Genomic DNA, 24,887 nt, shown 5'->3' on the forward strand with positions numbered 1-24,887 from the left:
CGCGGTCAGCGGCGGCGCACCAGCACCAGGTGGTCGACCAGGGTGGCCGGCTGCCCGTCCGGGTCGGTGACCGCGCGCCGGGGAGCGTCCAGCCGCTCGGTCCGCCAGCCGTCCGGGTCCAGGTCCAGCTCGGCCAGCGTCTCCTCCGGGGTGGGGAAGTGCACGTCCGGGTGGGCCAGTCGGGACCACGGCGGCACCTCGCCGTGCTCGACGATCAGCAGCCGGCCGCCGGGCGCCACCGCCCGCGCCGCCGCCCGGAGCACCTCCGCCCGGGGGAACTCCAGCGGCGACTGGAGGAACTGCGCGGAGACCAGGTCGTACTCGCCCTCCGGGAAGGTCCGGGTGAGGTCGTGCCGCTGGAAGTCGATCCGCTCCGCCACCCCGGCCCGCGCCGCCTCGGTCGCCGCCCGGTCGAGGGCGGTCGCGGAGACGTCCACCGCCGTCACCCGCCAGCCCCGACCGGCCAGCCAGACGGCGTCGCCGCCCTCGCCGCAGCCCAGATCCAGCACGGTGCCCGCCGGCAGCGACCCGACGACGTCGACCAGGTGCGGGTTGGCCCGTCCGCTCCAGATCCGCTCCCGCCGCTGGTAGAGCTCGTCCCAGTGCCGCGCCGTCTCGGCGTCCACGGCGTCCGTGCCGGTCCGGGCCACGGCGCCCGCGCCGGTCCGGGCCTCGGTGTCCGTGCGGGCGCGCAGCGCGGTGACCGCCTGAGCGGTCTCCTCGGCGATCAGGTCGGCGTTCAGCGCCGCGCCGGCCTTCATCCCCGCCGCCGCGGCGGCGATCACGGTGGCCTGCGGGTCGGTCACGTTGCCGGCCACCCAGACGCCCGGCACCGCGGTCGCCCCGGACGCGTCGGCGGCGACGTGGTCGCCGAAGACGTGCCCGCCGACGGCGAACTCGCTGGTGTCCAGGCCGAGACCGGCCAGCAGGTCGGCCCGCGCGGTGAACGCCGGCGCCACCACCAGCGCCTGCCGGGCGACCAGCTCGCCGGAGCGCAGCCGTACGCCGCTGAGCTGGTCGTCGGCCACCTCCAGCGCCGCCACCTCGCCCGCCACCACCCGCACCCCGCGGGCGGCGAGCTGCTCCGCCTGCTCGGCGGTCAGCGGCGGGCCGGTGTGCGTGAACACCACCACGTCGTCGGTGAGCTGGCGGAACAGCAGTGCCTGGTGGGTGGCCATCGGCCCGGTGGCGAGCACCCCGACGGCCTGATCCCGCACCTCCCAGCCGTGGCAGTACGGGCAGTGCAGCACGTCCCGGCCCCACCGCTCGGCCAGGCCGGGGATCGCGGGCAGCTCGTCGACCAGCCCGGTGGTGACCAGCAGCCGCCGCGACCGCACCCGCCGCCCGTCGGCCAGCTCCACGTCGAACCGCGCCCCGCCGGGACCCTCGATCCGCTGCGCGCCGGTGACCGTGCCGTCGACGACCTCGACGCCGTACCCGGCGACCTCGGCCCGGCCCGTCTTGTACAGCTCGGCGGGGGTGACGCCCTCGCTGGTCAGGTAGTTGTGCACGTGGCCGGCGGGGGCGTTGCGCGGCGCACCGCCGTCGACCACCAGCACCGACCGGCGGGACCGGCCCAGGGTGAGTGCGCCGCTGAGTCCCGCCGCGCCGCCGCCGACCACCACCACGTCGTAGATCCGCTGCTCCCGCATCGTCGTGCCCCCTCCCGGCGGGTCCGTCCCGCCGCCGCTCCGGATCGTCCACGCCGTTCGCCGGGCCGACAAGTATCGTTGCCGACATGGCAAAAGACCCGATGGTGGACGCGGCCGAAGACGAGGTGCTGACGGCGGTCGGGCCGCGCCTGCGGGCGCTGCGCCAGCAGCGCGCCGTGACGCTGGCCCAGCTCTCCGCCGCCACCGGCATCTCGGTGAGCACCCTGTCCCGGCTGGAGTCCGGCGGCCGCCGCCCCACGCTGGAGCTGCTGCTCCCGCTGGCGCGCTTCCACCAGGTGCCGCTCGACGACCTGGTCGGCGCGCCGGAGACCGGAGACCCCCGCGTCAACCTCCGGTCGGTGGTCCGCAACGGGGTCACCATCGTGCCGCTGACCCGCCGCCCCGGCGGGGTGCAGGCCTACAAGATGATCTACCCGCCCGGCGGGCGGCCGGGGGAGCCCGAGCAGCAGGTCCACGAGGGGTACGAGTGGCTCTACGTGCTCTCCGGGCGGTGCCGGCTGCTGCTCGGCCGGCACGAGCTGACCCTGGAGGCCGGGGAGGTCGCCGAGTTCGACACCCGTACGCCGCACTGGTTCGGCAACCCGCACGACAGGCCGCTGGAGATCCTCAGCCTCTTCGGGCCGCAGGGGGAGCGGCTGCACGTCCGCGCCCGCCCCTCCCCGGTCCGTTCCGAGCCGAGCTGAGTCGTTTCTGCCCGCCCGCCCTCGCTCTGGCCGCTGGGTCCGGTTGGCGCTCCTTTCGAGCTGATGACACGAACGACTCACGGCTGCCGGCCGTGGCCGCCCGGCGCTCGACGCGGCGCCAGCCGTGAATCGTCTGCGACATCAGCTCTAAAGGGCGCGGCCAGGACACCGGGGTCCGGCGGCCGAGTCCGTCGACCGTGGCCGCCGGCCGGGACCCCCAGCTGCGACCGCCGGCCTGGGGCCGCCGGCCGCGATCGTCGACCGGGGCCGTCCGGCCGTGGCCGGCGGGGCGGTCAGCCGCCCAGGGTGTACGTGCCGGCGCGCGGCACGGTGACCGTGGTCCAGTCCCCGTCGGCGGCGACGGTCGCGCCGCCGGAGGCGGTCAGCCAGCGGGTGTGCCGCACCCGGACCGGGACCGTGCCGGCAGCCGAGGTCCGGAACGTCAGCGAGGCCGCGTCCTGGCGGACCAGCTCGCCGGGGGCGCCCACGATCGGCGTCGGGTCGGCGACCGCGTACAGCCGCCACCGCTCGTCCGACCAGACCTGGGTCAGGTACGGCAACCCGGCGGTGACCAGTTCGGCCTCGCGCCGGCCGACCCAGGAGAGCGGGGCGTCGGGGACGGCCACGTACTGCACCGCGTTCTCTGCCAGCCAGGCCCGGTAGCTGTCGGCGGTCAGCGGCACCCCGGTGCCGGCGGCCCCGGGCACGGTGGTGAAGAAGAGCGGGTTGCGGTCGATGTCGGCCTGCCGCAGCCAGCCCCGGGCCAGCGGCACCTCTCCGAGCCGGGCGGCCTCCCAGTAGTTCCGGGTCGGCGGCACCTCCACCCGGCCGGTGAGCCCGCGCCGGTCCAGCTCGGCCCGCAGCGGGGCGAAGAACGACCGGGCGGCCGTCGGGTCGTCGACGCTGCGCAGGTCGGCGGCGACCACCGGCGGCTGCCACGCGCAGACCGCCACCAGCAGCCCGGCGAGCGCCACCCCGCCGCCCGCCCGGCGCCACCGGGCCACGCCGGTCGGGGCCGTCGCCCCGACGTGGGTACGGCCCCGGGACGCGGCGCGCAGCCGGTCGGCCAGCCCGCGGGGTGGTCGGGCGGCGGCGGCCAGCACCGGCAGTGCGAACATCACCACCAGCCGGGTGGCGTTCAACCCGACGGGGGTGTGCACCAGCGCCGCCGCCAGTACCCCCGCCGCCGACAGCAGCGCGCCCACCCGCACCGGCCGGTACGCCACCAGCGCCACCACCAGGCTGGTCAGCACCGCCCGCAGCGTGTCGGTGCGGCTGATGTTCATCCAGCCGCCCTCGCCGAAGAGCAGCCCGGTCACCCCCAGCGGCAGCGCGGCGGCGACGCCGAGCAGCAGGCCGTCGGCGTACCGGCGGGTGAGCAGCAGCGCCGCACCGGCCAGGCCGACGAAGAGCCCGGCGACCGGGCTGGTCGCCGAGGCCAGCAGCGCGCCGGCCGCGACCAGGGCCGGGCGCGCCCAGCGGCGGGCGGGCGGGGCGTGCGCCGGCAGGGTCAGGGCGAGCAGCGCGGCCAGGCCGAACGCCACGCCGAGGGCGTAGGTGACCCGTCCGGAGACCAGGTTGCCGGTGATGGTGAGCACCCCGACCAGGCTGCCGAGCAGGGGACGGGGCACCGGCGTGCGCACCAGCAACGCGGCGAACGCGGTGGCCGCCGCGACCAGGGCGAGGACACCGGTGACGCGGACCCCGAAAGTGGCCATCAGCGGCGGGGAGACCAGGCTGTAGCCGAGCGGGTGGATCCCGCCGTACCAGCGCAGGTCGACCAGGGCGGTGCCGTGCGCGGCGAAGAAGTCGGCCCGCGCCACCTGGGCGGACAGATCCGAACCCGTCGGCGGCAGAGCCAGCCACACCCCGCCCGCCACGGCGGCGCAGACGGCGGAGAGCCCCACCACCCTGCTGCGCCGCATGCCCACCTCCGGTCCGCGACCACGGTACTGGCAGCATGTCGGACGTGCCTCACCACCTCTCGCGCTGGCTCGGCCTGGCCGGCTCGGCGCTGCTCGCCCTCGCCGCGTACCTCGGCGGCGCGTTGCCCGACGGGGATCTGCGCCCCACCCCGGTCAGCATCTGGCAGGGGCGTCACGGTCCGCTGATCATCGGCCTCTGGCTGGTTGGCACCGGGCTGATGGCGTGGGCCTGGTGGTCGCTGCGCGACCGGGTGCCGTCCGCCCGCTGGGCGCTGGTCACCGCCGGGCTCTGGCTGGTCCCGCTGCTGGTCGCGCCGCCGCTGGGCAGCCGGGACGTCTACGCGTACGCCTGCCAGGGCGCGAGCTACGCGGCCGGGATCAGCCCGTACGAGCAGGGCGTCTCCGCGCTGCCCTGCCCGTGGTTGGACACCATCTCGTACATCTGGCGGGACACCCCCGCGCCGTACGGGCCGCTGTTCGTCATGATCTCCGGCGCGATCGTCAAGGTCACCGGCTCGCTCACCGCCGCCGCCGCGCTGTTCCGGCTGCTGGCGCTGGCCGGGCTGGCGCTGACCGCCTGGTGCCTGCCGGTGCTGGCCCGCCGCTGCGGGGTTCCGGTGCCGCGGGCGCTCTGGCTGGCGCTGGCGTCCCCCCTGGTCGGCGTGCACCTGATCTCCGGCGCGCACAACGACGCGCTGATGGTCGGCCTGATGGTCGCCGGGCTGGCGGTGGTGGCGTCCCGGCCCGGTCGCCGCTGGGCGCTGCTGGCCGGGGGAGTGCTGCTCGGGCTCGCCGCCGCCGTGAAGATCACCGCGTTGGTGGTGGTGCCGTTCGCCGCGCTGGCCGCGATGGCCGGGCCGTACCGGATCCGGACGCTGATCCGGGACGGCGGCCCGGTGGTCGGCGGGGCGCTCGCCGCGACGGCCGCGGCGACCTTCGCGGCGGGCCTGGGCTTCGGCTGGATCAGCGGGCTGGAGCAGGGCAGCCTCGTGATCGCCTGGACCTCGCCGTCCACCGCGGTCGGGCAGACGGTCGGGTACGTCGCGGCGCTCTTCGGCGCGCACATCGACGCGCTGCCGGTGACCAGGGCGATCGGCGTGCTGGTCCTCGCCGTGTTGCTGGTGTGGCTGTGGTGGCGGGCCCGCACCCGGGACCCGCTCTGGCACGCCGGGCTGGCACTGGCCGCCACGGTGGCCCTGTCCCCGCTCTTCCACCCCTGGTACTGGATGTGGCCGCTGACCGTGCTGGCCGCCACCGCGCGGCGCACCGGATGGTTCTCGCTGGTCGCGCTGGTGTCATCGTTCCTGGTGCTGGCCGACGGCACCGGGCTGGCCCGGTACACCAAGATGCCCGGTGCGCCGCTGATGACGCTGTTGGTGATCGTGGTGGCCGTCTGGTTGGTACGGTCGGCTCGGGCGGCCCGCCGGCCGGCCCCCGCGGACTGAGGAGAGGTTTGCCGGTGACCGACGCCGGGCCGCCGCCCGCCGGCCGGGCCCGGCTCGCCCGGTACGCCGGCCTGGCCGGTGCGGTGCTGCTCACCGTCGCCGGCTGGCTGGGCGGGGCGCTGCCCGACATCCCGCCCGTCGACCCCTGGCGGGCCGCGTACGGGCCGTGGGCGCTGGGCTGCTGGCTGCTCGGCACGGCGCTGCTGGTCGGGGCCTGGTGGTCGCTGCGCCGGGGTGCGCCGTCGACCCGGTGGGCGTACCTCACCGCCGGGCTTTGGCTGCTCCCGCTGCTGGCCGCGCCGCCGCTGGGCAGCCGGGACGTCTACTCGTACGCCTGCCAGGGCTGGTCGCACGCGGCCGGCCACGACCCGTACGAGGTGGGGGTGGCCGCGGCCGGCTGTCCCTGGGTGGACTCGGTGGCCCCGATCTGGCGGGACACCCCCGCACCGTACGGCCCGTTCTTCATGCTGCTCGCCGCGCTGGCGGCGACCCTCGGCGGCGGCCTGGTCGGCACCGTCGTGCTGCTGCGGCTGGTCGCCCTGGCCGGGGTGTTGCTGGCCGCGCTCTGCCTGCCCGGGCTGGCCCGGGCCGCCGGGGTGCCCACCGCCCGGGCGGCCTGGCTGGCGCTGGCCTGCCCGCTGGTCGGGGTGCACCTGGTGGCCGGCGCGCACAACGACGCGTTGCTGCTCGGGCTGCTCCTGCTCGGCCTGCTGGTGCTGGTCCGGCTGCCCGGCAGCCCGAAGGCGCTGCTGGTCGCCGGGGTGCTGCTCGGGCTGGCGGTGACGGTGAAGGCCACCGCCGTGGTGGTGCTGCCGTTCGCGGCCCTCGCGGCGGTGCTCGGCCGCTACACCCCACGCGCGCTGCTGCGGGACGGGGGCTGGCTGGCCGGCGGCGTGCTGGCCGCGCTGGCCGCCACCTCGGCGCTGTCCGGGCTCGGCCTCGGCTGGCTCGTCGGGCTGGCCCGTAGCGGCGACAACGAGCAGTGGACGTCCCCGCCCACCGCGATCGGGGTCGTCGTGGACTACCTGGCAGAGTGGGCCGGGCGGGAGCCGGGGGCGGTGCCGGTCACCCGGGCGGTGGCGCTGGTGCTGCTCGCGGCGCTGCTGGTGCTGCTCTGGTGGCGGGCCTGGACCGCGCTGCGCGCCCTCAACGACGTCCGGCAGCGGGTGCACCGGCTGGCCGCGGCCCGCCCCCGGGTGACCCTCTCCGCCGCCGGGGTCGCACTGGCCGCCACGGTGGTGCTGGCCCCGGTCTTCCACCCCTGGTACGCGACCTGGCCGCTGCTGGTGCTCGCCGTCTCGGCGGCCCGGACCACCTGGTTCGTGCTGCCCAGCGCGCTGGCCTGTTTCCTGGCCCTGCCGGGCGGGACGTCGGTGGCCCGCTACACCAAGGCCCCCGGGGCGATCGCGATGACGGTGCTGGTGGTGGCGCTCGCGGTATGGGCGTGGCGCCGGAACCGCCCCGCCCCGCCCGCCGTGCGACGTTGATCCCCGCCCGCCGTTGACCCACCCCGTTTGCGGCGTGTCGGGCTGTCCGCGCCGCCTGACACCCCGACACGCTGCAAACGGGGCCAATCGAGGCGGGCGGCCTTCCCGTTACGAACGGAACGGGCCGGAAGACCTCGGGGCTCCGCCCCGAACCCCGACCCTCCTCAGAGATCAGCCGAGCTGATCCGTACAGCCGCGTCCCCAGGCAAACTCGCCACATCGGTACAACGAGGTGGGCGACAATGAGCAGCAGGAGCAACGTCTCTGATCGACCCCGAGTTGCGGGTGCACGGGATACGGGGCGGCGTGTCGCCGGCGCTTCGGTCATGCCGCACGAGACCAGCGGCAACACCAATGCCCCCAGCATCATGATCGGCGAGAAGGCCGCGGACCTGATTCTCGGCCGCAGCGCCGGATGACCGGGGCACAGCTCCTGCACGATCCGGTGCCGTCCAGGCAGCCAGCCCCGTACGGCACCGGCACCTTCACCGTCGCGAACCCATTGAGCAGAAGGCGAGAAGACCATGCCCACGACCGTCACCGCAGCAGTGGCCCGTACCGGACAGGACGGCTTCTCGATCGAGCGGCTGGAACTGGAGGACCCGCGTCCGGATGAGGTCCTCGTCCGCTACACCGCGGCCGGCCTGTGCCACACCGACCTGGAAGCCGCCGCGGGTCGTCTGCCCACCCCGCACCCGGTCGTCCTCGGCCATGAGGGTGCCGGTGTCGTGGAGGCCGTCGGCTCCGGGGTCACCGGCTTCCGGCCCGGCGACCGGGTCGTGCTCAGCCTCGACTCCGACGGCACCTGCCGCAACTGCCTGTCCGGGCAGCCTGCCTACTGCGAGCAACACGTCCCGCTGAACTTCGAGTCCCGCCGCGCGGACGGCTCGGTCGGACTCACGGACAGTGCCGGGCCGGTCCATGACCACTTCTTCGGCCAGTCCTCCTTCGCCAGCCACGGCCTCGCCCACCCGCGCGGCCTGATCAAGGTGGACGACGAGGTACCGCTGGCGACACTGGCCCCTCTCGGCTGCGGCATCGTCACCGGCGCCGGAGCGGTCTTCAACTCCCTCCAGGTCCGGGCAGGCAGCACTGTCGCCGTCTTCGGCGTGGGATCGGTCGGACTCTCCGCGCTGATGGCGGCCGTCGCCTGCGGCGCCACGCGTGTCATCGCCGTGGACACCAAGCCCGAACGCCTCGCCCTGGCCAAGGATCTGGGCGCCACCGACCTGGTGGACGCAGTAACCGCCGACACCACTGAGGCCATCACCGACCTGACCGGCGGCCGCGGGGTCGACTACAGCGTCGAGTCGACGGGCGTCGTCGCGGTGATGAACACCGCCATCGCCGCCCTCGCCCCCCTGGGCTCCGCCGCCATCCTCGGTGTCGCCGCCCTGGACGCCACCTTGCACGCCAACGTCTTCGAACTGCTCAAGGGCCGCACCATCGCCGGCTCGGTCATGGGACACCAGGCCCCCGGTGTCCTCATCCCCCGCCTGCTCGGCCTGCACCGCCAGGGCCGCTTCCCCTTCGACCGCATGATCAGCACCTACCCGCTGGCCGACATCAACACCGCCGTCGCCGATGTGAAGACAGGCGGCACCGCCAAGGCCGTCCTCACCCACGCGGCCTGACCGAAGGGCCCCTTCCATGACCACGATCGGCTACATCCGGGCGGCCGACGCAAGCCTCGCCATGACTCTCGCGCTCACTGCCGCCCCCGCCACCGACGCCGTCGCCCAGCCCCGGGATTAGCTGTAGCCCCGAAAGGGTGCACCCTGCTCAGCGGCGATCGAGCATGCCAAGTGGCGGTTGGCACTCCACTGCGCAACAGAACCGAGCGCCTGAACGCCACATATGGTTCGAGCTTCAATCATTCGAGTTAAGGGTGACGAAGATGCGAATCGCAACCGCGGCCGGCGATGCCACGTCAAGTGGACGGCCGCTGTCTGCTGCGCACCGAGAACCCGCCCCTTCGCTACCCGGTTAGGCCTGCCGCTCAGCGGGAACTGCCAGATGACGCGCGCCAGATCGCGGCTTCGTTGTCAGCAGCCTCCCCCGAAGTGGGAGGGTGTGCCCGCAAAGGTTCGCTGACGGGGTGCACTGTTCACGAGTTGAGAAAACTCCAGTCCTAGTTCTCTCGCGATGATCGATGCCGGCCTCACGATGCCTCGCTGAGGCGAGATGCAGCGAAACCTGGCCATCGCGAAGGAGCGCCTGACAGAGGGGTAGATGATATGTTCACAAGTTTCCGTTCTCCCGCACTTGTGGAATTTGGTGCCGACGGACTTGAGCGACTCGCCGAGATATGCCAGTCGTTCGGCGTCAGCCGGCCGCTCATCATCACAGATGAGTTCCTCGCTGCCAGCCCCCTGATCGAGAAGATAACTCAGCCACTGGTCGGGGCGGGTGTGGAGTACGGCCTGTTTCGCAATACCCTTCCCGAGCCGACCACGGCCTCGATCGACACCCTTCGCGAAAAATTCGAAAGCGACGACTACGACGGCCTGATCCCCTTTGGTGGCGGCAGCGCAATGGATTCCGCCAAAGCGCTGGCCATCACCGAGACATTCGGAAAGGATTACCGGCGCTGGGTAGTGCCGCACACTCCGGCGGGTAGGGTTTCCGTGCCGATCATTTGCGTCCCTACCACCGCCGGCTCCGGGTCCGAAGTAAGCAATGCCTGCATTCTCAAGGATTCTGCCACAGGCGAGAAACTCGTGTACCTCGGGCAGAGTTGCGTCCCGAGCGCTGCGGTCGTCGACTACGAATTGACCTTGAATGTGCCCGCCTCGCTGACTGCATCCACAGGAATTGACGCACTCGCACATTCGCTGGAGGCATATACTTCCACGGGAGCCAACCCCTTCAGCGATGCCATGGCGCTGAGCGCGTTGAGCCTGATCGGCCCAAACCTGCGCACCGTCATCAGGCAGCCGAATGATCGTGAAGCGCGCCGGCAGGTGATGCTGGGCGCAACACAGGCAGGTTATGCGTTCACCAGCGCTGGTGTCACCCTGGTGCACGGTATGACCGCTCCACTCGGGGGCCTGTTCGGCATCCAGCACGGGGTGTCGAACGCGATGGTGATGCCGACCGTGCACCGGTGGTCGACCAACGCCGCGCAGAAACGATACGCCGCGGCTGCCAGGGCGCTGGGGCTCGCTGCGGAGGGCCACGACGACGCAACCGCTTCCCAGCTGGTCGCGGACGAGCTAACGGCGCTCAACCGGGATCTAGGACTGCCGTCCATGCAGTTCTACGGTCTCGACAAGAAGCGGTACTTCGAACAGATCGACACCATGACTGAACAAGCTTTCCTCACAGGTGGGCCGGGGTTGAATCCCCGTGTGCCGACGTCAGAAGAAATGGCAGATCTGTATCGAGCAGCCTGGGAAGAGAAGTGGGACTGAGCTGGGGCAGCCCACGGAAGCGAGTTCCAGTCCGCTGCAGCCTGACAGTTCCACCAACGGCCGGCGCAATGGGGGATACACGGACTGCGGCTGCTCATTGACAGCGCGCTCGGTCAACACGAAACGGCGGTCACGCCGGCTGTGAGCCGGGCATGACCGCCGTTCGTGAGGTTGTACCCAACCTGTACCCAAGATCAGTGACAATCCTGTTGGTCCAGGTCAGCGCCTTGATCGGGCTCAGCAGTCGAAGTACATGGCGAACTCGTGCGGGGTCGGGCGCAGGCGCACCGGGTCGACCTCGTTGGCCCGCTTCCAGTTCACCCAGGTCGAGATGAGGTCCGGGGTGAAGACGCCACCGTCGAGCAGGTAGTCGTGGTCGGCCTCGAGGGCGTCGAGCACGGCGGGCAGCGAGCCCGGGACCTGCTTGACGTCGCCCCACTCCTCCGGCGGCAGGTCGTACAGGTCCTTGTCGATCGGCGCCGGGGGCTCGATCTTGTTCTTGATGCCGTCCAGGCCGGCCATCAGCATCGCCGAGAAGGCGAGGTACGGGTTGCTGGACGGGTCCGGCACCCGGAACTCGACCCGCTTGGCCTTCGGGTTGCTGCCGGTGACCGGGATGCGGGTGCAGGCCGAGCGGTTGCGCTGCGAGTAGACCAGGTTGACCGGCGCCTCGAAGCCCGGCACCAGCCGGCGGTACGAGTTGACCGTCGGGTTGGTGAAGGCCAGCAGCGACGGCGCGTGGTGCAGCAGACCGCCGATGTACCAGCGGGCGGTGTCCGACAGGCCGGCGTAGCCGGTCTCGTCGTAGAACAGCGGCTCGCCGTTGAGCCAGAGGCTCTGGTGGGTGTGCATGCCGGAGCCGTTGTCGCCGAAGAGCGGCTTCGGCATGAAGGTGGCGGTCTTGCCGGCGGCCCAGGCCTCGTTCTTGATCAGGTACTTGAAGAGCTGGAGCTGGTCGGCCGAGTGCAGCAGGGTGGAGAACTTGTAGTTGATCTCCGACTGGCCGGCGGTGCCGACCTCGTGGTGCGAGCGCTCCACCGTGAAGCCGGCGTCGATCAGGCGGCGGACCATGCTGTCGCGCAGGTCGGCGTAGTGGTCCACCGGGGGGACCGGGAAGTAGCCGCCCTTGTACGCGGTCTTGTAGCCGCGGTTGCCGCCCTCCTCCTCACGGCCGGAGTTCCACGCGCCCTCGATCGAGTCGATGTAGTAGTACGACTGGTGGGCGGAGGTCTCGTGGCGGATCGAGTCGAAGATGTAGAACTCCGCCTCGGCGCCGAAGTACGCCGTGTCGGCGATGCCGCTCGCCGCCAGGAAAGCCTCGGCCTTCTTCGCCACGTTGCGCGGGTCCCGGGAGTACGCCTCGCGGGTGAACGGGTCGTGGATGAAGAAGTTCAGCGCGAGGGTCTTCTGCGTGCGGAACGGGTCGATGAAGGCGCTCGCGACGTCCGGGAGCAGGAGCATGTCCGACTCGTGGATCGCCTGGAAGCCGCGGATCGACGAGCCGTCGAACGCGAGGCCGTCGGTGAAGACGCTGTCGTCGAAGGACTCGACCGGCAGGTTGAAGTGCTGCATCACGCCGGGCAGGTCACAGAAACGTACGTCGACGAACTTCACGTCCTCGTTCTTGAGGTATCGCAGGAGTTCCTCGGGATTGGCAAACACACGTCCTCCTGGCACGTCCACTCCGCTGGCTGGGCACTGGCGACGCTATGACCGCGCGGTTGCCCGGCCGTGTCTCGTCTGTTTCCGCCGTGTTACGTCGCTCGCGCAGCGTCATCCGCGCCGCTCAGCCCCCAGTAGGTCACCGTTCGGACCATACCCGCTGGGAGGGTGAGTGGCTGATTGATGCGGTTGGCCCGTTTCGGCGATGCGTGCCGATCCGGGAGCCACCGGACGCCCCCGCTACCCTTGACCGCTGTGACCAGCCCCGCCGCCGTACCGGTGCCGCCCGCCGCGGACGCCGCCTTCACGCCCCCGAGCCTCGGCCGCCGCTTCGGCGCGCTGGTGATCGACTGGGTGCTCTGCCTGCTGGCGTCCAACATCTTCGCCGACCCGGTCCGCGACGGCTGGGCGCCCGTCGTCGTGCTGATCGTGGAGTACGGCTTCTTCCTCGGGCTGTTCGGGCAGACCCCGGGCATGTTCATCACCCGGGTCCGCTGCCTCGACTGGACCGACGGCGGCCGGATCGGGCTGCTCCGCGCCCTGCTGCGCGGCCTGCTGCTCGCCCTGGTGGTCCCCGCCCTGCTCATGGACGCGCACCGGCGCGGCCTGCACGACCGCCTCACCGGCTCCGTCATCGCCGACGCACCCCGCCGCTGACCCGCCCGCCCTCGGGGCGGGGAAGACGAAGGAGCCGGGCCCGCAGGGGGCCCGGCTCCTCGGCGTACGACGGGGGTCAGCGGCCCCGCGACTGGCGGAACGCGCCGCGCGGCGGCCGCATGTTCTTCGGGATCGCGCCCTTGGGCATCTGCGGGCGGGCGGTGAGCGCCTTGAGCCGCTTGTCCAGCGCGTTGACGTCCTTGCCCTGGAGGTTGCGCGGCAGCCGCATCAGGGTCATCCGCAGCTTGCGGATCGGCAGCTCGTCCTCGCCCTGGCCGATCACGTAGTCGTAGAGCGGCGCCGAGCCGATCACCTTGGCCAGCCGGCGCTTCTCCTGGCCGAGCAGGCCACGCACCCGCTGCGGGTTCCCCTCGGCCAGCAGGATCACGCCGGGGCGGCCGATCACCAGGTGGACCATGTCCATCTGCGTGGTGGAGCTGACCGCCGGGGTGACCCGCCAGTCGCCGCGCATGCTCTCCATGATCTGCGCCGCCGCGCCGGGCTGCCCCTCGGCCGCGTTCATCATCGCCTTGTTGGACCGCAGGTTGAGCACGATCAGCACGGCGAGCAGGGTGATCAGGATGCCCACCGGCAGCCAGAGCCAACCCCAGAGGAGCACCGCGACCACGGTCAGCGCGAGCGGGATCAGCACCGCCGCGGCGGTCAGCGGCGCGAACCACCTGTCCTGCTTGGCGGTGAACCGGAACACCATCCCGATCTGCTTTAGCCGCTGGCCGAACGAGACCTTCTCCTGGGGCTTTGCCATGCCCCTGAGTCTAGTGGTCGCCGCCGCCGCGGATGATCCGCGCCCGGCTGAGTACCTTACGTCGCCTCAGCGGCCGTTTCCGGCCCGGGTAAGGAGGGCGCAGGGCCGAAGATCAGGCACTGCCCCCATGCTCCGGTGGCACCTTCGCGCGGAAAGTCGACATCAGCAGACGACGACCCACGAAGGAGCCCGACATGTTCGGCAACGACCCAGACTTCCTCCTCGCCATCCACCGCACCCACGCCGCCGAACTCCAGGCCGACGCCGAGGCGGCCCGGCTCGCCCGGTCCCTGCCGCGCCGGCACGGCCGGAGCTGGCTCGGCCGCCGCCTCCGCCCGGGCCGTACCGACGCCGCCCGCCGGTGACGACCGTGGCCACCGCCGCTGCGGCGGTGGGCAGCGGCCCCGCCGCTCCGGGGGCGAGTGACCCTCCCGCCGCCCGGCGGACGACGAGCGGTCCGGCCGGGGCGGCGGCGCCGGACCGCCCGGTCGGTGGGGCCGGTGCCGGCGGCGCGCATGGCATGCTCGGTGCCGTGACCGTACGCGCCGCCAGCACCGTCCTCGTCGGCCGCCAGGGCGAGGTCGGCTCGTTGCGTAGCGCCCTGGACCGCGCCCGGGCCGGGGAGCCCACCACCGTCCTGGTCGGCGGCGAGGCCGGCGTCGGCAAGACCCGGCTGCTGGAGGAGTTCGGCGCGCTGGCCGGCGCCGCCGGCGCCCGGCTGCTGGTCGGCCAGTGCCTGGAACTGGGCGAGGCCGGCCTGCCCTTCGCGCCGTTCGCCGCCGCGCTGCGCGAGGTGCTGCGCCGCGACGGTCCCGGCGTCTTCGACGGGTACGAGCCGGAGTTCGCCCGCCTGCTGCCGGAGCTGGCCCGGGGACCGGCCGCCGCCGCGCCGGTCGGGCCGGCCCTCTCCGACGCCCCCCGGGGTTACCTGTTCGACCTGGTCGGGGAGCTGTTCCACCGGCTCGCCGCCGACCAGCCGTTGGTGCTCGTCATCGAGGACCTGCACTGGGCCGACCGGTCGACCCGCGACCTGATCGGCTTCCTGGTCCGGGCCGCCCGCACCGCCCGGGTGCTGCTGGTCTGCACGTACCGCACCGACGAGCTGCACCGGGGCCACCCGCTGCGGCCGTTCCTGGCCGAGCTGGACCGGGCCCGCAGCGTCGAGCGGATCGAGCTGGGCCGCCTCGACCGGGACGGCACCGCCGCGATCCTCGCCGACATCCTCGGCGCCGAGCCGGCCGCGCGGGCCGTCGACGACGTCCACGAACGCACCCAGGGCAACCCGTTCTTCATCGAGGAGCTGGCCGCGGCCGGCGGCCCGATTGGTTGCGCCACCCTGCCGGAGACCCTGCGCGACCTGCTGCTCGCCCGGGTCGACCGGCTCCCCGACGCCGCGCAGCGGGTGCTGCGCATCGCCGCCGCCGGCGGCACCCGCTTCGCCCACCAGCTCCTCGCCGAGGTCGCCGGCCTGCCCGAGCCCGAGCTGGAGGAGGCGCTGCGCGCCGCCGTCGCCGCCCAGCTGGTCGTCGCCGACCCCGACGGCGACTACGAGTTCCGGCACGCCCTGGTCCGCGAGGCCGTCCACGACGAGCTGCTGCCCGGCGAGCACGCCCGACTGCACGCCCGGTACGCCGCCGCCATCGAGGCGCAGCCGCACCTGGTCGCCGCCGGTCGCGCCCCGGCCGAGCTCGCCCATCACTGGTACGCCGCCCACGACCACCCCCGGGCCCTGGTCACCGCCCGCGCGGCGGCCTGCGCCGCCGCCGACCGGTACGCGTACGCCGAGCAGAGCCGGCTGCTGGAGCGGGTGCTGGAGCTGTGGGAGCTGGTGCCCGACGCCGCCGACCGGCTCGGCATGGACCACCTGGCGGTGCTGGAGGAGACCCTGGACGCCGCCACCACGGCCGGCGACTACAGCCGGGCGATCACCCTGACGCGGGCCGCGCTGTCCGAGGTGGACCCCGACACCGCGCCGCTGCGCGCCGCCCGGCTGCTGGACCGGCGGGGACGGCTGCTCGCCCTGCTCGGCAAGAGCGACGGCAGCACCGAGCTGGGCGAGGCGTACCGGCTGGCGGGCCGGGTGCCGGACGGACCGGAGCGGGTGCGGCTGCTCGCCGACATCGCCGCGCACCTGGTGAAGATCGACCCGCACCAGGCCGCCGCGGTCGCCGCCGAGGCGCGCACGGTCGCCGAGGCGGTCGGCGAGGACCTCGCCCTGCTGCCCACCCGGATCGCCATGCTCTGCCGCACCGACCAGGCCCCGGACCTCGGGCTGGCCGAACTGCGCCGGGCCGAGGCGCTGGCCCGCGCCGCCGGCAACGCGCCCGCGCTGGTCAGCGCGCTGGTCCACCTCTCCGACGTGCTGTTCGAGCTGGGTCACTACGCCGAGTCCGCCGAGGCGGCCGCCGCCGGGGTGGCCGAGGCGCGCAGGGTCGGCATCAGCCGCTCCACCGGGGCGTACCTGCTGTCCAACCAGGCCGAGGCGCTGCTCGCCCTGGGCCGCTGGGACGAGGCCGACGCGGCCTGCGCCGACGCCGCCCGGATCGACCCGCCCGGCGTCTCCGGCCTGCACTGGCTCCAGCTCCGCGCCGGGCTGCGGCTGGCCCGGGCCCACCCGGCCGCCGACGAGCTGGTCGGCCGCGCGCTGGGCTTCCTCGCCCGGCCGTACCTGTGGCCGAACCACCGGCTGCCCCTGCACGAGCTGCGGATCGAGGCGGCGCTGGCGGCCGACGACAAGGTCGAGGCGCTGCGCGCCGCCCGCGCCGCGCTGGCCGACGATCGCCTGCCGCACCTGTCCCGGGAGGGGTGGCCGGTGCTCGGCGCCGTCGCCCGCACCGCCGCCCGGGTCGACGATCGGGAGTTGTCCGCCGCGGTCACCGCGATCGCCGCCGAGCTGCCCGCCCGGCAGCCCGCCGAGCAGGCGCACGCGGCCCAGGTCGCCGCGCTGTTGACGGCCGGCGGGCGGGCGCTGCCGGCCTGGCGTACGGCGGTCGCGGCGTGGCGGGCCGTCGGACAGCCGTACCCGCTGGGCCGGGCGCTGCTGGCGCTGGCCGAGACGGCCGCCGCGGCGGGCGAGCGGGACGAGGTGGCCGAGGCGGTGGCGGAGGCCGCCGGGATCGCGCAGCGGTTGGGCGCGGCGCCGCTGGCCGAGCAGGCCGCCACCCTGGCCCGCCGGGTCGGCCTACGTGGGGCGACCCGGGGCCGTCCCGGCGCGGACCTGCTCACCGCCCGGGAGCGGGAGGTACTGCGGCTGGTCGCCGAGGGGCACAGCAACAGCCGGATCGCCGAGCAGTTGTTCATCTCCCCGAAGACCGCCAGCGTCCACGTCTCCCGGATCATCGCCAAGCTGGACGTCACCAACCGCGTCGAGGCCGCCGCCCTGGCCCACCGCCTCAATCTCCTCGCCCCACCCCCCTGACCCGCCCCGACCACCTCGCCCCCACGACCGCCCGCATCGAAGGCGGAGGAGTGCGGGCGGGTCAGGGGTGGGGGAGCCAGATGCGCCAGCCGGCGACCGTGAGGGGCTGTCGGGCCGGGGGCGGGGTGCGGTCCAGCCGCCGGGCCAGGGGGGAGCCGATCGGGGCGACGTAGGCCGGGGCCGGTGACTCCCGGACTGCGCGGGGGTAGGCGGGCAGCCGGTCGAATCCGGGGCGCAGCGTCTCGTCGAGCACCGCGCAGACGATCTTCTCGTCGGCGGCGAAGGTCAGCCGGTTGCAGGTCCAGTACTCGCCGTACACGTGCCGGACGTCCCGCTCGCGCAGCGTCTCCACGAGCTCGCGGTGTCGCTGCGCCTCCGCCCGGTTCGTCGGGACGGTGGCCAGCGCGCCGGCGGTGGCGACCGTGGCGGTGCCGAGCAGGGCGACCAGCGTGCCGACGGCCGCGAGCCGCGGGAGGTCGACCGCACCGCGTCGCCGCGCCGCCGTCCAGAGCGGCCAGAGCAGCGCCGGGAGCGAAATGGCCAGGCAGGACAGGTAGCGGGAACTCTCCACCGGGGTCCGCCCGGCTGCGCTGCTGACCGTGTACGCCGCCAGCGTGCCCACCGCCCCGGCCAGCAGCGCGAGCCGCACCGCCGCCCCGGCCCGCACCGCCCGAGCGCCGTCGGCCCGCCCCGCCCGAGCGCTGTCAGCCCGCCCCGACTGAGCGCCGTCGGCCGGCACCGCCCGAGCGCCGTCGGCGCGCAGCGTTCGCCAGGCCGACAGCCCGGCCAGCACCAGCAGCACCGGCAGGGCGGCCGGCCACCAGAGCTGCCAGGTCGCGCAGTGCCCGGGGGAGCAGAGACCCATGCCCAGCGCGGGCCCGAGCACCAACCCGCCGTGCAGCCGATCCGCCCAGCTCGCCACCGTGTCCCCGCCGCTGGCGGCGAAGACCGCGGCGAGTGGGTTGCGGTCGTGCGCCAGGGCGTACCCGAGCAGCGGCGCGGCGCCCAGCAGCGTGGCCCCGGCCAGCAGCGCGCCGCCGCCCCCGCGCAGGTCCCGCCCGGCGGTGGCGACGAGCACCACACCGAGCGCCAGCACATACGGCAGCAGCAGCGGATCGACCCAGACGGTCAGCCCGGCGAGGAGACCGAACGCGGCGAACCGCCACCGGCGTCCCGCCGCCCGGCCGGCGGCCAGGTCCAGCGTCAGCAGGGCCAGGCCCACCCCGATCGGGTTCAGCTCGGGGTAGCCGCCCCCGGCGATGAGCTGGTTCTTGACGATCCGGTCCGCGCCCAGCGCCAGCAGCCCGACCACGAGCAGCGCGAACCAGCGGTCCCCGCCCAGGCGGCGGGTCAGCCGCCAGCTCAGGAACACGAAGAGCGCGTACAGGGCGAGCAGCGGCAGCCGCAGCGCGAGCACCGAGGGCCCGGTCAGCGCGACCAGCGGCGCGGCCAGGTACGCCTCCAGCGCACCCATGTACGCCTGCCCGTAGAAGAAGACGGGGAAGTCCTCACCCCGGGCGATGTGCAGCGCGGCGAGCCCCATGGTCGCCTCGTCGCTGTTGGTGCGCGGGGTGTCGCCGAGCAGCAGCGCGAGCCGGTACCCGACCCCGGCCAGGCCGACCAGCAGGGCGAGCGTCACCGACAGCGGCCAGCGGGGCGTGCCCGGGCGCGCGGCGTCGCGCGGTTCCTGGCGTACCCCGGTCGTCATGCCTGCGATCATGGCATCCGGGCACGGGCCGGCGGTCGGTGACGCGGCCGTCGGTCGGCCTCAGCCGGCGGCGGTGACGCCCTCGCGGGCCTCCAGGGCCTGCTTGTAGAGCCGCCCGGCCCGGTACGACGAGCGCACCAGCGGCCCGCTCATCACGCCGGCGAAGCCGATCTCCTCGGCCTCCTCGCGCAGCTCGACGAACTCCTCCGGCTTGACCCAGCGGGTGACCGGGTGGTGCCGGGGGGAGGGGCGCAGGTACTGGGTGATGGTGATCAGCTCGCAGCCCGCCTCGTGCAGGTCGCGCAGCGCCTGCGAGACCTCGGCGCGCTCCTCGCCCATGCCCAGGATCAGGTTGCTCTTGGTGACCAGGCCGTCGGCGCGGGCCTGGCGGATCACGTCCAGCGAGCGCTCGTAGCGGAACGCCGGCCGGATCCGCTTGAAGATCCGCGGCACGGTCTCGACGTTGTGCGCCAGCACCTCGGGACGGGAGCTGAACACCTCGGCGAGCTGCTCGGGGACCGCGTTGAAGTCGGGGATCAGCAGCTCGACGCCGCAGCCGGACTGCAGCGCGTGGATCTGCCGGACCGTCTCGGCGTAGAGCCAGGCCCCGCCGTCGGGCAGGTCGTCGCGGGCGACGCCGGTGATGGTGGCGTAGCGCAGCCCCATCGCGGCGACCGACTCGGCGACCCGGCGCGGCTCGTCGGCGTCGAACTCGGCCGGCTTACCGGTGTCGATCTGGCAGAAGTCGCAGCGCCGGGTGCACTGGTCGCCACCGATGAGGAAGGTGGCCTCGCGGTCCTCCCAGCACTCGTAGATGTTGGGGCAGCCGGCCTCCTGGCAGACGGTGTGCAGCCCCTCGCGCGAGACCAGACCGCGCAGCTGGGTGTACTCCGGGCCCATCTTGGCCTTGACCTTGATCCACGGCGGCTTGCGCTCGATCGGCGTCTCGGCGTTGCGGGCCTCGATCCGCAGCAGCCGCCGCCCCTCGGGAGCGGCGGTAGCGGTACGACCGGCCTGCTCGGCCGTCGGCGTGGAGTGCTCGATCGTCACAAAACCGAGACTACGCCCGACGGTGGCCGTCGATGAACTGTGGGCGACCGGCGTCACGCCCCAGATGTTGTGACACCGGACACCGAGGCACGGAAAAACCACGTCACACGGGTGCCGGGCCGGTGCTAGCGTCTGCCGCAGAGCTGTGACGGAGCCGAGTAGTGCCCCGACCCGCCAGTGCAGAGAGCCGCCGGTTGCTGGAAGGCGGTCTGGCGCCGGGGCGTGAAGACCCTCCCGAGCTGCGGGAAGAACGGCGTCCGCGCCCAGTAGAGCCCGCCCGGCCGGCCCCGGTGAAAAGGCGACGAACGAGGCCCCCGTCCGCGGGGGCGAAGGTGTGGTGGCACCGCGAGGTTCCCGCTCGCCCACACCTCCCTGGGATCGCGTTGCGATCGATCGAGGAGGTACCACCGTGCAACGCATCCTCTCCACCCAGCTTCCCGCCCACGTCGGGCGGACCGTCCGGATCGCCGGCTGGGTGCACCGCCGCCGGCTGCTCAAGTCGGTGGCCTTCCTGATCGTGCGGGACGCCGCCGGCCTGACCCAGGTCGTGGTCACCGACCCGGCCGTCCGCGCGGCACTGGAGAAGCTCACCGAGGAGACCGTCGTCGAGGTCACCGCCACGGTGGTCGCGAACCCGACGACGCCCGCCGGGGCCGAGCTGACCGACCCGACGGTACGACCGCTCGGCCCGGCCGCCGTGCCGCCGCCGTTCGACCTGTACCGGCCGACGCTCACCGCGACCCTGCCCACCCAGCTCGACCACGCGCCCACCGCGCTGCGGCACCCGACCCGCTCGGCGGCGCTGCGGATCTCGGCGGCGGCGGTGGCCGGCTTCCGGGCCACCCTCGACGCCCGCGACTTCGTGGAGATCCACACTCCGAAGGTGGTGGGCTCGTCCACCGAGAGCGGGGCGAACGTCTTCGCGCTGGACTGGTTCGGTCGTCCCGCGTACCTGGCGCAGTCGCCGCAGTTCTACAAGCAGCTGATGGTGGGCGTCTTCGAGCGGGTCTACGAGGTCGGGCCGGTGTTCCGGGCCGAGCCGCACGACACCGTCCGGCACCTGGCCCAGTACACCTCGCTCGACGTGGAGCTGGGCTTCGTCGCCGACCACCGGGAGGTGATGGCCGTGCTGCGGGACACCCTGGCCGGGATGCTGGCCGGGGTGGCGGACCGGGCCGGGGCGGCGGTGGCGGCCCTGGGGATCGGGCTGCCCGAGGTGCCGGCCGAGATCCCCGCCGTGCACTTCACCGAGGCGCTGCGGATCGCCGGCGCGCCGGCCGACGAGCCGGACCTCGCCCCCGCGCACGAGCGGGCGCTGGGGGAGTGGGCGCGGGCCGAGCACGGCTCGGACTTCCTCTTCGTCACCGGCTACCCGATGGCGAAGCGCCCCTTCTACACCCATCCGGACCCGGAGCGGCCGGCCTACTCCAACGGCTTCGACCTGCTCTTCCGGGGGCTGGAGCTGGTCACCGGCGGGCAGCGGCTGCACCGGTACGACGACTACCTGGCGGCGCTGGCCGCGCGGGGCGAGCCGGTCGAGCCGTACGCCGGCTACGTCGGCGCGTTCCGGCACGGCATGCCCCCGCACGGCGGCTTCGCCATCGGCCTGGAACGCTTCGTCGCCCGGCTGACCGGCGCGGCCAACGTCCGCGAGGTCACCGCCTTCCCGCGCGACCTGCACCGCCTCACCCCCTGACGGGTCCCCGCCCCGGCCGGTCGGCGTACCGGCCGGGGCGGGGTCAGGTGTGCGGGCGGAGCCTGGCGCGCAGGGTGCGGCGGGCCAGGGGGCCCAGGTCCTCGACGACCTCGATCAGGACGGCGAGGCGTTCCAGGGCGTCGAACGCCTCGCGGGCGCCGGCCGGGTCGACACCCTCGAAGAGTTCCAGGCCGATGAAGGCGGCGGAGATCGCCCGGGCCAGCCCGGCCGGGTCGGCGACCGGGGCGACCGGCGAGTCGCGCAGCAGCCTGCGCAGCACCGTCTCGATCTCGGCCGTCCAGAGCCGCAGCGCGCCCGCCGTCGCCTCGGCGAGCCGCGGGTCGGTCTGCGCCCCGGCGAGCAGTTGCGCCAGCACCGCCACGTTGCCCGCGGAGCGCTCCTGCTCGTGCAGCGCGCGCCCCAGGTCGAGCAGCTCGCGCAGCGACCCCACGCCGGCGAACCGCTCCCGGTAGACGGCCACCCGGGCCGCCGTCGCGCTGCGGCAGGCCTCGGCGAGCAGCGCGTCGACGGTGCCGAAGTGGTAGAAGACCAGGGCCTGGTTGACCCCGGCGGCGGTGGCGATGGCGCGGGCCGAGGCGCCGGCGATGCCGTGGGACCGGATCGCCGCGAGCGCGCCGTCGATCAGCTTCTGCCGGGTGGCGGCCATGGTGATCCTCTCCGTCAGTCCCGGGGATTCTCCCGCAGCGGTCGCACCGCGGCGGGTACCGGTGCCTCGCCCGGCGGCACGTAGCGGACGGTGAAGCTGCCCGTGTACCCGAACAGCGGCCCGAAGCGGCGGTTGGTGACGCGTACCTCGATGTGGAACCGCCCGGTCCGCTCGTCGTACCACTCGCGCAGGTGGGCCTCGCCGCTGAGCGCCGGCGGGCAGGGCAGCCCGCCGCGGAAGCGCTGGGCGCCGCTGCGGATGGTCAACGCGCCCGTGGCGTCGACGCCGAGGTGCAGGTCGACGGCGAGGTGCTGGTGGGTGCCGAGGTAGTCCACCAGGACCCCGCGTCGCGGGCTCCAGACCATGGTGGCGTCGAACCGGCGGCGGCGGTGCGCCGCGACCTCGAAGGTGCGCACGAAGGTCAGCGTCGGCCGGCGGTACGAGTCGGTGTAGGCGTAGTTCTCGATGGTGAACGGCACGCCGGTGCCGGTCTCCGGGAACAGCACGTGCCGCAGCGTGCCCAGCCGCAGGAACGGCGCGGTGAAGGCGGCGCCGCGCCAGACCCGGTCCATCACCCCGGTGCCCACGCAGCCCAGGTCGGTGCCGCCGTCGACGCCGAAGCGGCGCTGCAGGCGGGGGTGCAGCCGGTCGAAGTCGGCGCCGAGGGCGCGCTGGAAGACGGAGGTCACAGCTGCTCCACCAGCGACGGCGTCCGGGCGGCGAGGCGGTCCGGCGGGCGGCGTCGGCACCGGCGGGCGGCCGGGGTGTGCGGGTGGGGCGGCAGCGCCAGCGCGAGCACGGAGGCCGCGAGCACCGCGACGAGGACGGCGGCGCGGCCCTCGGTGAGCCGGGCGGCCGACGCGCCGACGCAGGCCACCGCGAGCGCGCGCAGGGCGACCTCACGCCACGCCTGCCGCCGGGCGCGCTCCGGCGGTACGCCCCGTTCCAGCCAGAGCCGCAGCCGGTCGAACGACCACGCGGTCGCCCAGCCGAACAGGGGACGGAACGCCAGGTCCGCCAGGCGTCCCGCCGGCCCCCAGCGCGGGGTGTACGTGTAGCCGGTCAGGAACCGCACACCGTCCGGCCCGGGCAGGTAGCGCCAGTAGCCCGACCCGGCGGCGATCAGCGAGCGGGGATCGTCGGAGCCGAAGCGCAGGGCCGACGTGCGTGTGCCGTCGGGGCGGCTCCGCTCGCCCGCGTGTACGCCGTGCCCGCCGATCCGCACCCCGGGCAGCACGGTGGTGGCGTACCGGAAGCGGGCGGGCGCGCTGCCCGGCACCGGCTCGATCCGGCCGAACCGCGCGTCCCACCGGCGGTGCGCCGCCGGGTCCTGCGTCGCCTGCCAGACCCGCTCCAGCGGCGCGTCGATCAGCGTCTCCACGTAGATGTCCCGCATCCCCAGCTCCCGTTCTTGAGCGTCTGCTCAAGGAACGCTAGCCGCGGTTGAGCGATCGCTCAATCCCTCGCTCGGGGGAGCGGCGCGCCCCTCTTCGCCGCCGCCGCGGACCCGGCCCGCGCCGAGCAGGCGTGGCAGGACTGGCTGACCCGCCTGCCGGTCGGCTGACCGGGCCGGGCCCGGGTCGCCTCGTCCGCGTCAGCCGCCCGGGCCCGACCGCCCCGCTGCGGGGCGCCATCCCGGCGGCGGGTCCTCACCGGTCCGTCCGTCGACCGCCTCGCGGATCAGGTCGGCGTGGCCGGTGTGCCGGCCGTACTCCTCGATCAGGTCGCAGAGCAGCCGGCGCAGGCTGGCCCGGCTGCCGTCGGGACCGCCGGCGTGGACGAACTGGTCGAGCCCGCCGTCGGCCAGGGCCGCCGCCAGCCGCGCGCGGGACCGGGCGACGGCGCCGTCCCAGAGCGCGTAGAGGTCCTCCGGGCGGTCCTCGGCGGCGGAGGTGAACTCCCAGGACTCGTCGTCGGCGAAGTCGGCGGGGTTCCACGGCGCGCCCATCGGCGCCCCGCTCAGCTTCACGGTGAAGGTGTGGTCCTCCACGGCGGCGAGGTGCTTGAGCAGGCCGCCGAGGGTCAGCGCGGAGGCGCCGACCCGGGTTCGCAGCCCGACCGCGTCGAGGTCGTCGGCCTTCCAGCGGAAGGTGGCGCGCAGCCGGTCCAGCGCGCCGAGCAGGTGCGCGACCTCGGTGCCCGCGAGGGGCGGTTCCCACGGGGTGTCGTTTCCGGTCATCGGGCCACCGTAGGGCCGGGGTACGACCGTCCGACGGCCCCGGAACCCCTTCCGGCGACGCGCCTAGGCGGGGCCGAGCAGGTCCCAGCGGTTGCCGGCGATGTCGCGGAAGACGGCGACCCGCCCGTACGGCTCGGTGCGCGGCGGCTTCACGAACTCGACCCCCGCGTCGACCATCCGCCGGTGGACCGCGTCGAAGTCGTCGACCTGGAGGAAGAAGCCGACCCGGCCGGCGACCTGGTCACCGACCGCGCGTTCCTGGCGCTCCCCATCGGCGCGGGCGAGCAGCAGGCCGGTCTGCGCCCCGGGCGGGCGGACCACCACCCAGCGCTTGGGGCGCCCGTCGGTGGTCAGCGAGGGTGAGTCCTCCACCAGGTCGAAGCCGAGCACCTCGGTGAAGAAGGCGATCGCCGGGTCGTACTCGGCGACGACGACGGTGACGAGATCGACGTGCACGC

At 74.2% G+C, this 24,887-nt stretch carries 20 protein-coding genes and 1 pseudogene; 10 read left to right on the forward strand and 11 right to left on the reverse strand.

Features of this window, described 5'->3' with window-relative positions; all coding sequences use genetic code 11:
- Positions 1-5: 5 nt before the first annotated feature.
- The gene (locus V6U88_RS04715) at positions 6-1,652 is read right to left on the reverse strand and encodes a methyltransferase domain-containing protein (protein WP_334450108.1); all 1,647 of its coding nucleotides are present in this window, start codon (positions 1,650-1,652) and stop codon (positions 6-8) included.
- Positions 1,653-1,756: 104 nt separating this feature from the next.
- On the opposite strand from V6U88_RS04715, the gene V6U88_RS04720 reads away from it, so the two are divergent.
- Complete coding sequence (locus tag V6U88_RS04720; RefSeq protein ID WP_334450596.1) at positions 1,757-2,356, forward strand: helix-turn-helix domain-containing protein; 600 nt, start codon at positions 1,757-1,759, stop codon at positions 2,354-2,356.
- 293 nt (positions 2,357-2,649) lie between these two features.
- On the opposite strand, the gene V6U88_RS04725 is transcribed toward V6U88_RS04720, so the two are convergent.
- Complete coding sequence (locus V6U88_RS04725; RefSeq protein ID WP_334450110.1) at positions 2,650-4,281, reverse strand: hypothetical protein; 1,632 nt, start codon at positions 4,279-4,281, stop codon at positions 2,650-2,652.
- Between the two features lie 35 nt (positions 4,282-4,316).
- On the opposite strand from V6U88_RS04725, the gene mptB (V6U88_RS04730) reads away from it, so the two are divergent.
- The 5 genes and pseudogenes from mptB (V6U88_RS04730) to V6U88_RS04750 all read left to right on the forward strand — a co-directional run bounded on the left by mptB (V6U88_RS04730) (position 4,317) and on the right by V6U88_RS04750 (position 10,626).
- Complete coding sequence (gene mptB / locus V6U88_RS04730) at positions 4,317-5,726, forward strand: polyprenol phosphomannose-dependent alpha 1,6 mannosyltransferase MptB (protein ID WP_442934564.1); 1,410 nt, start codon at positions 4,317-4,319, stop codon at positions 5,724-5,726.
- 14 nt (positions 5,727-5,740) lie between these two features.
- On the forward strand, positions 5,741-7,213 hold the full coding sequence (mptB, locus tag V6U88_RS04735; protein ID WP_442934565.1) for a polyprenol phosphomannose-dependent alpha 1,6 mannosyltransferase MptB: 1,473 nt from the start codon (positions 5,741-5,743) through the stop codon (positions 7,211-7,213).
- Between the two features lie 276 nt (positions 7,214-7,489).
- Positions 7,490-7,632 (forward strand): annotated as a pseudogene (locus V6U88_RS04740) (GMC oxidoreductase); the annotation flags it as partial.
- Between the two features lie 105 nt (positions 7,633-7,737).
- A complete protein-coding gene (locus V6U88_RS04745; protein WP_334450113.1) occupies positions 7,738-8,847 on the forward strand; it encodes an NAD(P)-dependent alcohol dehydrogenase in 1,110 nt (369 codons plus the stop codon).
- Between the two features lie 603 nt (positions 8,848-9,450).
- A complete protein-coding gene (locus V6U88_RS04750) occupies positions 9,451-10,626 on the forward strand; it encodes an iron-containing alcohol dehydrogenase (RefSeq protein WP_334450115.1) in 1,176 nt (391 codons plus the stop codon).
- Between the two features lie 237 nt (positions 10,627-10,863).
- Here the strand turns inward: V6U88_RS04750 and glnA are convergent, their stop codons facing one another.
- The gene (gene glnA, locus V6U88_RS04755; protein WP_334450117.1) at positions 10,864-12,288 is read right to left on the reverse strand and encodes a type I glutamate--ammonia ligase; all 1,425 of its coding nucleotides are present in this window, start codon (positions 12,286-12,288) and stop codon (positions 10,864-10,866) included.
- Positions 12,289-12,543: 255 nt separating this feature from the next.
- Here glnA and V6U88_RS04760 point away from each other — a divergent pair, with 255 nt between their 5' ends.
- Positions 12,544-12,945, forward strand: coding sequence for an RDD family protein (locus V6U88_RS04760; protein ID WP_442934566.1), 402 nt, complete (start codon positions 12,544-12,546; stop codon positions 12,943-12,945).
- 76 nt (positions 12,946-13,021) lie between these two features.
- Here the strand turns inward: V6U88_RS04760 and V6U88_RS04765 are convergent, their stop codons facing one another.
- Complete coding sequence (locus V6U88_RS04765; RefSeq protein ID WP_334450119.1) at positions 13,022-13,711, reverse strand: DUF4191 domain-containing protein; 690 nt, start codon at positions 13,709-13,711, stop codon at positions 13,022-13,024.
- Between the two features lie 194 nt (positions 13,712-13,905).
- Between V6U88_RS04765 and V6U88_RS04770 the strand changes: the two genes are divergently transcribed.
- Positions 13,906-14,076, forward strand: a complete 171-nt coding sequence (locus V6U88_RS04770; RefSeq protein ID WP_334450121.1) for a hypothetical protein — start codon at positions 13,906-13,908, stop codon at positions 14,074-14,076.
- A 167-nt stretch (positions 14,077-14,243) separates the two neighbouring features.
- Complete coding sequence (locus tag V6U88_RS04775; protein WP_334450123.1) at positions 14,244-17,129, forward strand: helix-turn-helix transcriptional regulator; 2,886 nt, start codon at positions 14,244-14,246, stop codon at positions 17,127-17,129.
- Positions 17,130-17,190: 61 nt separating this feature from the next.
- Here the strand turns inward: V6U88_RS04775 and V6U88_RS04780 are convergent, their stop codons facing one another.
- Together V6U88_RS04780 and lipA are read right to left on the reverse strand one after the other, a co-directional pair.
- On the reverse strand, positions 17,191-18,837 hold the full coding sequence (locus V6U88_RS04780; protein WP_334450125.1) for a DUF423 domain-containing protein: 1,647 nt from the start codon (positions 18,835-18,837) through the stop codon (positions 17,191-17,193).
- Between the two features lie 60 nt (positions 18,838-18,897).
- On the reverse strand, positions 18,898-19,887 hold the full coding sequence (gene lipA / locus V6U88_RS04785; RefSeq protein ID WP_334450128.1) for a lipoyl synthase: 990 nt from the start codon (positions 19,885-19,887) through the stop codon (positions 18,898-18,900).
- 409 nt (positions 19,888-20,296) lie between these two features.
- On the opposite strand from lipA, the gene aspS reads away from it, so the two are divergent.
- Complete coding sequence (aspS, locus tag V6U88_RS04790; RefSeq protein WP_334450130.1) at positions 20,297-21,583, forward strand: aspartate--tRNA(Asn) ligase; 1,287 nt, start codon at positions 20,297-20,299, stop codon at positions 21,581-21,583.
- 43 nt (positions 21,584-21,626) lie between these two features.
- Here aspS and V6U88_RS04795 read toward each other — a convergent pair whose 3' ends face one another.
- The 5 genes from V6U88_RS04795 to V6U88_RS04815 form a co-directional block, all read right to left on the reverse strand.
- Positions 21,627-22,250 carry a TetR/AcrR family transcriptional regulator gene (locus V6U88_RS04795; RefSeq protein WP_334450132.1) on the reverse strand — a complete coding sequence of 208 codons (624 nt, stop codon included), beginning with the start codon at positions 22,248-22,250 and terminating at the stop codon, positions 21,627-21,629.
- A gap of 14 nt (positions 22,251-22,264) precedes the next feature.
- Entirely contained in the window at positions 22,265-22,939 is a 675-nt protein-coding gene (locus V6U88_RS04800) for a DUF4166 domain-containing protein (RefSeq protein ID WP_334450134.1), read from the reverse strand.
- A complete protein-coding gene (locus V6U88_RS04805; protein WP_334450136.1) occupies positions 22,936-23,646 on the reverse strand; it encodes an SRPBCC family protein in 711 nt (236 codons plus the stop codon). The genes V6U88_RS04800 and V6U88_RS04805 overlap by 4 nt, the downstream gene beginning before the upstream one ends.
- Positions 23,647-23,844: 198 nt before the next feature.
- The gene (locus V6U88_RS04810) at positions 23,845-24,429 is read right to left on the reverse strand and encodes a mycothiol transferase (protein ID WP_334450138.1); all 585 of its coding nucleotides are present in this window, start codon (positions 24,427-24,429) and stop codon (positions 23,845-23,847) included.
- 63 nt (positions 24,430-24,492) lie between these two features.
- Positions 24,493-24,885: a VOC family protein gene (locus V6U88_RS04815; protein ID WP_334450140.1), complete on the reverse strand. Its 393-nt coding sequence runs from the start codon at positions 24,883-24,885 to the stop codon at positions 24,493-24,495.
- Positions 24,886-24,887: the final 2 nt, after the last annotated feature.

This window comes from Micromonospora sp. CPCC 205739, assembly GCF_036906795.1.
GTDB lineage: Bacteria > Actinomycetota > Actinomycetes > Mycobacteriales > Micromonosporaceae > Micromonospora.

Coding starts and splice junctions, on each gene's coding strand:
- V6U88_RS04715 (WP_334450108.1), bottom strand. CDS start 1,652: ATGCGGGAGCAGCGGATCTACGACGTGGTGGTGGTCGGCGGCGGCGCG.
- V6U88_RS04725 (WP_334450110.1), bottom strand. CDS start 4,281: ATGCGGCGCAGCAGGGTGGTGGGGCTCTCCGCCGTCTGCGCCGCCGTG.
- V6U88_RS04795 (WP_334450132.1), bottom strand. CDS start 22,250: ATGGCCGCCACCCGGCAGAAGCTGATCGACGGCGCGCTCGCGGCGATC.
- mptB (WP_442934564.1), top strand. CDS start 4,317: ATGTCGGACGTGCCTCACCACCTCTCGCGCTGGCTCGGCCTGGCCGGC.
- V6U88_RS04750 (WP_334450115.1), top strand. CDS start 9,451: ATGTTCACAAGTTTCCGTTCTCCCGCACTTGTGGAATTTGGTGCCGAC.
- V6U88_RS04770 (WP_334450121.1), top strand. CDS start 13,906: ATGTTCGGCAACGACCCAGACTTCCTCCTCGCCATCCACCGCACCCAC.
- V6U88_RS04765 (WP_334450119.1), bottom strand. CDS start 13,711: ATGGCAAAGCCCCAGGAGAAGGTCTCGTTCGGCCAGCGGCTAAAGCAG.
- V6U88_RS04810 (WP_334450138.1), bottom strand. CDS start 24,429: ATGACCGGAAACGACACCCCGTGGGAACCGCCCCTCGCGGGCACCGAG.
- V6U88_RS04745 (WP_334450113.1), top strand. CDS start 7,738: ATGCCCACGACCGTCACCGCAGCAGTGGCCCGTACCGGACAGGACGGC.
- V6U88_RS04805 (WP_334450136.1), bottom strand. CDS start 23,646: ATGCGGGACATCTACGTGGAGACGCTGATCGACGCGCCGCTGGAGCGG.
- V6U88_RS04780 (WP_334450125.1), bottom strand. CDS start 18,837: ATGACGACCGGGGTACGCCAGGAACCGCGCGACGCCGCGCGCCCGGGC.